The organism is Cellulomonas septica (assembly GCF_012396155.1).
In the GTDB taxonomy this organism is placed as follows: domain Bacteria; phylum Actinomycetota; class Actinomycetes; order Actinomycetales; family Cellulomonadaceae; genus Cellulomonas; species Cellulomonas septica.
The window spans coordinates 1-5,674 of record NZ_JAAXOY010000183.1 but is presented as its reverse complement, the minus strand read 5'-3'; the positions used below and the strand labels follow the sequence as shown (position 1 = coordinate 5,674).

The following is a 5,674-nucleotide window of genomic DNA, read 5'->3' as shown; positions in this document are numbered from 1 at the left end:
CGTCGTCGTGGTCGGCGAGGTCGCCGCGCTCGCCGACGTCCTCGGCCCGCACGACCCCGCGACCGGTCGCCTGCCCGGCTGATCCGGGCCGCGCGGCGCGGCCTCGACCGCTGCCCGGCAGACCACGGTGGCACGACCCCGACCTGCGGTGACGTGCGTGGACGTGCGGTTTCCCACACCGCCCCGACTGTCCTGCCCCGCCGACCTGGCCTAGCGTGAACGCCGTGCCGGAGACCGACGACCTGCCCCCGCTCGACGTCCTGCTGCCCCTCGAACGCGCCGGTGAGCGCCTCGAGCCCCGCGCCGACGAGGCCGAGCTGCTCGCCCTCTTCACCGACCGCCTGCCCGTCGACCCACCGCGCGGCGTCCACGTCCGCGTCAACATGGTGAGCTCGGTCGACGGCGCCGCGACGGGCGTCGACCAGCGCAGCGGCACGATCAACGACCCCGCCGACTTCCGGGTGTTCCGGACGCTGCGCGCGCTCGCCGACGTCGTGCTCGTCGGTGCGCAGACGGCCCGCGCCGAGCGCTACACCGCGCTCGACGTGCCCGACGGTCTCGCCGAGGCGCGCCGTGCGTTCGGCCGCGCCCCCGAGGTCGAGCTCGCGATCGTGAGCGCGAGCGGTGACCTGCCGCCCGGGCTGCTCGACGAGGAGCGGCCGCCGATGGTCATCACGACGAGCGCGAGCCCGCGCCTCGACGCGCTGCGCGAGCAGATCGGTCCCGAGCGGGTCATCGTGACCGAGTCCGACGCGGGGGTCGTGGACCTGCGCGTCGCGCTCGCCGCGCTCGGCGCCCGCGGTCTGTCGCACGTCCTCGCGGAGGGCGGGCCGACGCTCCTCGGTCAGCTGCTGGACGCGGATCTCGTCGACGAGCTGTGCGTGACGACCAGCCCGCTGCTCGTCGGCGGTCCCGCGCCGCGCATCGTGCACCGCACCGAGTGGTTCGACCCGGCCCGTCACCTGCGGCCGCTGCACCTGCTCCACGGGGACGGCGTGCTGCTGGGACGCTGGCAGGTCGTTAGGCTCGGCGCGTGACCGACACGATCCTGGTCCTGGTCGAGGACACCCTGACCGCGTCCGACGTCGAGCACCTGCTGTCGCTGCACGACGGCGAGGAGCTCGCGTACCGGGTGCTCGTCCCCGCTGACAGCGACCGCCCGCTGCTCTCGACGATCATCGACAACCTCAGCCTCGGCGAGCTGCGCGAGGCGTTCGACCGCGCGCGCGGCAAGGAGCCGAGCGTCCGCGAGGCCCGCGCGACCGCCGCCGAGCAGCTCGCGGGCAGCGTCGCGGCGTTCACCGCCGCCGGGCGCACGGCGACCGGGGAGATCACCGAGGACGACCCGATCCCCGCGGTGCGCGCGGCCGTCGCCGCGGGCGGGGTCCGCGAGGTCGCCGTCGTCACGTACCCGCACGCGCTCGAGGACACGTTCCACCGCGACTGGGCGTCACGGGCCCGCGAGGACCTCCAGGTCCCCGTGCTGCACCTGTACGCAGGGACCAGCGAGCTCGGCTGACGCGCTCGACGCCACCCGGTCCGCGCGGTCCCGGCGACCGCTCGGCCCCCGGCACGACGACGGCCCGTCCGCGAGGTTCGCGGGCGGGCCGTCGTCGTGTCGTGGAGGTCCGCACGCCGCACGGCGCCGACCGGACGAGCCGGCTCAGAAGCCGGTGTCCGTGACCTCCGGGTAGTACCGGCGGAACTTGCGCACCTGGTTGAGCTTGGCGGCCCAGACGTAGGCGCGTCGGCGCGGCGACAGGTCCTTGCCGTAGGCGAGCGGGTGCGCGGTGGCGCGGGACCGCACGAGCCGTCGGACGCGCGCCGCGAGCTGCGGCTCGCGCACGTACCGCAGCAGCAGGCGGTGCGGCACGATCGAGTAGAGGACCTCGCGCTCGACGACGACGGGCTCGACGGCCCGACCTTCGACGTGGTCCTCGACGACGAACCGCATGGGGTTCGCACCCGCGGCGGTCACGTAGTAGTTGTTCCGCCCGATCCGCGGGTTGACCTCGAAGAACCGGAACAGCCCGGTGCGCGGGTCGACCTTGACGTCGAAGTTCGCGAAGCCGCGGTAGCCGGTCGACGTGAGGAACCGCCGGGCCTGCTCGAGCATCGCGTCGTCGCGGTAGGTGATCATCGCGGCCGGGTTGCCCAGGCCGGACGGCGTGTGCTCCTCGAGCAGCACGTGCGCGCTGCACAGCAGCGTGATCTCGCCACGGCTGTCGACGTACGCGGTGATCGAGCGCATCTGCGTGTCGTCGCCGGGCACGAGCTCCTGCACGACGAACCGGCCGCGGAAGCCGGCGGCGCGCAGCGCTGCCCAGAGCCACACGAGCTCGTCGGGCGTCGCGATCTCGAAGACCTTCTTCTTGCCCTCGAACTCCACGTCCTGGTAGTCCGCGCTGCTCGCCGCCTTCGCGATGAGCGGGTAGTCGAGGTCGACCGGCGCGGGCGCCCAGCCGGCCTCGTCGGCGGACGTGAAGTCCTGGACGATCGTGCGCGGCACGGAGATGTCGAGCCGCTCGCAGATCTCCGCGAACGTCGCCTTGTCGGAGATCTGGTCGAGCAGCTCCTGCGAGAGGAACGGCACGACGTAGTACGGCTCGAGCTCGGTGCGGTGCTGCACGACGACACGCACGAGCCAGTCCGAGTTCGCCATGAGCAGCAGCCGACGGTCGGGCATGCGGCGGGCGATTTCGAGCAGCCGGTCGACGAGCTGTCGCGGGTCGTGCCCGTCGGCGACGATCTCGTGGTCGACGATCCGCGAGTGCGCGACGGGACCGAGCGCGGCACCCGCGACGACGACCGACCGCACGCCGTAGGCCTCGTGGAACGAGCGGGCCATCGCGTAGACGCCGATGTCGGCGCCGAGGATGACGGGCTGGAGCGGACCACCGCCGCCCTGGGTCGTGCCCGGGGCGGCGGTGGCGGAGACGGGCTCGCTCACGCGTCCTGCTCGGTGCGGTCGAGGGACCACGCGGTGTGGAACGTGCCGTCCTTGTCGGTGCGGCGGTAGGTGTGGGCGCCGAAGAAGTCGCGCTGGGCCTGGATCAGCGCGGCGGGCAGGCGCTCGGCACGCACCCCGTCGTAGTACGCGAGCGAGGAGGAGAACGCCGGGGTCGGCACGCCGTGCAGCGCGGCACCGGACACGACCCGCCGCCAGGCCTGGACGCCGTTGGCGACGGCGCCGGTGAAGTACTCGTCGGCGAGCAGCAGCGGCAGGTTCACGTCCCGCTCGTAGGCCTCGGTGATCCGGTTGAGGAACCGGGCCCGGATGATGCACCCGCCGCGCCAGATCCGCGCCATCGCCCCGCGGTCGATGTCCCACCCGAACTCCGCCGACGCCGCGGCGATCTGGTCGAACCCCTGCGAGTACGCCACGACCTTCGAGGCGTACAGGGCCAGGCGCACGTCCTCGATGAACGCCTCCCGGTCCTCGACCTGCCACGGCGTGGTTAGCGCGGGCAGCGTGCCCCGGGCGGCCTGACGCTGCGGCACCGACCCGGACAGGGCGCGAGCGAAGGTCGCCTCGGCGATCCCGGTGATCGGCACGCCGAGGTCGAGGGCGTTCTGCACGGTCCAGCGGCCGGTGCCCTTCTGCTCGGCCTGGTCCAGCACGACGTCCACGAACGCAGACCCGGTGGCCGCGTCGACGTGCTGCAGCACGTCGGCCGTGATCTCGATGAGGAACGACTCCAGGTCCCCGGTGTTCCACTCCGCGAAGATCTGCCCGATCTCCGCCGCCGACGCACCCAGGCCCTGCTTGAGCAGGTCGTAGGCCTCGGCGATGAGCTGCATGTCGGCGTACTCGATGCCGTTGTGCACCATCTTCACGAAGTGCCCCGCACCGTCCGGCCCGACGTAGGTGCAGCACGGCACCCCGTCGACCTTCGCCGCGATCTTCTCCAGGATCGGCCCCAACCACTCATACGACTCACGCGTGCCGCCGGGCATGATCGACGGGCCCAGCAGCGCACCCTCCTCACCACCGGAGACCCCCGAGCCCACGAAGTGCAGGCCCTTCTCCCGCAGCGCACGCTCGCGGCGGATCGTGTCCGGGAAGTGCGCGTTGCCCGCGTCGACCACGATGTCGCCCGCGTCCAGCAACGGCACCAGCTCGTCGATCACCGCATCCGTGGCGGCACCGGCCTTGACCATCACCACGATCTTGCGCGGCCGCGCCAGCGAGGCCACGAAGTCCGCGGTGCTCTCCGAGGCGACGAACGTGCCCTCGTCCCCGTGATCAGCCAGCAGCGACTGCGTCTTCGCGAAGGACCGGTTGTGGATCGCGACGGTGAACCCGTTCCGGGCGAAGTTCCGGGCCAGGTTGCGGCCCATCACCGCCAGACCGGTGACGCCGATCTCCGCCGTGCCGGGTGCCGTGGTGTTCGCGGCCATGCGTGAGGTGCTCCTTGTCGTCGACGGCCCGGGGCGCGGGACGACCCGTGCGCAGAGGGGCGCTGGGCGGGTGCGCGACGTCCGGGTGGGAGTGCCCGGTCAGCCTAGCGGCGTCGCGATGACGCGGGAGCGGCGTGCCGGACGTCAAGACGGCGACCGCGCCCGTACGCTCCCCAGCGTGACTCCAGCAGGTCCCGAGGACGTCCCCGCCGAGTTCGTCCGTGCGCTGCGTTCGCTGCGCAACGTGACGGTCCGGTCCGAGGTCGTGCTCGACGAGGTCCCCGGCCCCGCCCGGATCGCCCCGTTCTCCGCCGCGCTCACGGCCGAGGTGCGCAGCGCGCGCCGGTCGGTCGCCGCCGCCGAGCTCGCGTCGGGCCGGTTCGTCGTGCTCTACGACCCCGAGGGGCAGGAGGCGTGGGAGGGCTCGTTCCGCCTCGTGACGCTGGTGCGCGCCACGCTGGAGGCCGAGGTCGGCACCGACCCGCTGCTCGCCGAGGTCGCGTGGACCTGGTTCACCGACGCGCTCGAGTCGGCCGGCCTCGAGCCGCACGCGGCGGGCGGCACCGTCACGCGCGTGCTGTCGCAGAGCTTCGGCGCGCTCGAGCGTCGCGCGGAGCAGACCGAGCTGGAGATCCGGGCGTCGTGGACCGCCGCGGGTGAGGACCTCGGTCCGCACCTGCGTGCGTGGGCGACGCTGCTGTGCACCGCGGCCGGCCTGCCGCCGCTGCCCGAGGGCGTCGTGCCCCTCGGCCCCCGTCGCTGACCCACGTCGCCCTCGTCACCGACCCGGCTCGCCGCCGCCGCCGGCTCTCGTCGTCGCCCGGCCGCGCCGCGGTCCTCCCCGACCCGCGTCGTCGGACCGCGGCGTCCTCGTCGCTGACCAGCGTCGTCGTGCCGGCTCCGCGCACTATCACGACTTCCCGTGGATCCGTGACGTCCTGTCCCTCAAGTGGCCCAGAGGTGCTGCCGATGAGAGGACCGTGAGCATCGAGCCCCTCCGCCGCGACGTCGCCCCGCTCCGCCGGGTCGCCGTGCGGACGACCGTGCCGACGACCCGACGCCCGGCAGCGCCGCCGCAGCAGATGTGCGTGGTGGTGTCGGAGATCGCCGACGGCGACGGTGTCGCGCTCGTCCAGAACCTGCGCCGCCGGGGCGCACCGCGTGTCGTCGTGCTGACGCGACGCGCGAGCCGCCCGGAGCTGTCGGTCCTGCTGCAGGGCGGCCTGCGCGGTGCGGTCGCGGGCCAGACGGCGACGAGCGTCCCGCGGCAGCC

The 5,674-nt window shown here is 73.6% G+C and carries 5 protein-coding genes and 1 pseudogene; 4 read left to right on the top strand and 2 right to left on the bottom strand.

The window, feature by feature from the left end:
• Positions 1-224: 224 nt before the first annotated feature.
• The gene (locus HGA02_RS08870) at positions 225-1,037 is read left to right on the top strand and encodes a dihydrofolate reductase family protein (RefSeq protein WP_343035393.1); all 813 of its coding nucleotides are present in this window, start codon (positions 225-227) and stop codon (positions 1,035-1,037) included.
• Entirely contained in the window at positions 1,034-1,519 is a 486-nt protein-coding gene (locus HGA02_RS08865; protein ID WP_124343132.1) for a hypothetical protein, read from the top strand. The genes HGA02_RS08870 and HGA02_RS08865 overlap by 4 nt, the downstream gene beginning before the upstream one ends.
• Positions 1,520-1,663: 144 nt before the next feature.
• On the opposite strand, the gene HGA02_RS08860 is transcribed toward HGA02_RS08865, so the two are convergent.
• On the bottom strand, positions 1,664-2,950 hold the full coding sequence (locus tag HGA02_RS08860) for an ATP-binding protein (RefSeq protein WP_168678704.1): 1,287 nt from the start codon (positions 2,948-2,950) through the stop codon (positions 1,664-1,666).
• On the bottom strand, positions 2,947-4,401 hold the full coding sequence (gndA, locus tag HGA02_RS08855) for an NADP-dependent phosphogluconate dehydrogenase (protein WP_168678703.1): 1,455 nt from the start codon (positions 4,399-4,401) through the stop codon (positions 2,947-2,949). The genes HGA02_RS08860 and gndA overlap by 4 nt, the downstream gene beginning before the upstream one ends.
• Positions 4,402-4,579: 178 nt before the next feature.
• On the opposite strand from gndA, the gene HGA02_RS08850 reads away from it, so the two are divergent.
• Positions 4,580-5,164 (top strand): DUF3000 domain-containing protein, encoded by a 585-nt coding sequence (locus HGA02_RS08850; protein ID WP_124344370.1) that lies wholly within the window; start codon positions 4,580-4,582, stop codon positions 5,162-5,164.
• Positions 5,165-5,381: 217 nt separating this feature from the next.
• A pseudogene (locus tag HGA02_RS08845) lies at positions 5,382-5,674 on the top strand (helix-turn-helix transcriptional regulator); the annotation flags it as partial.

Excerpts from the sequence above, each read along its gene's own strand:
- gndA (WP_168678703.1), bottom strand. The coding sequence starts at position 4,401 with ATGGCCGCGAACACCACGGCACCCGGCACGGCGGAGATCGGCGTCACC.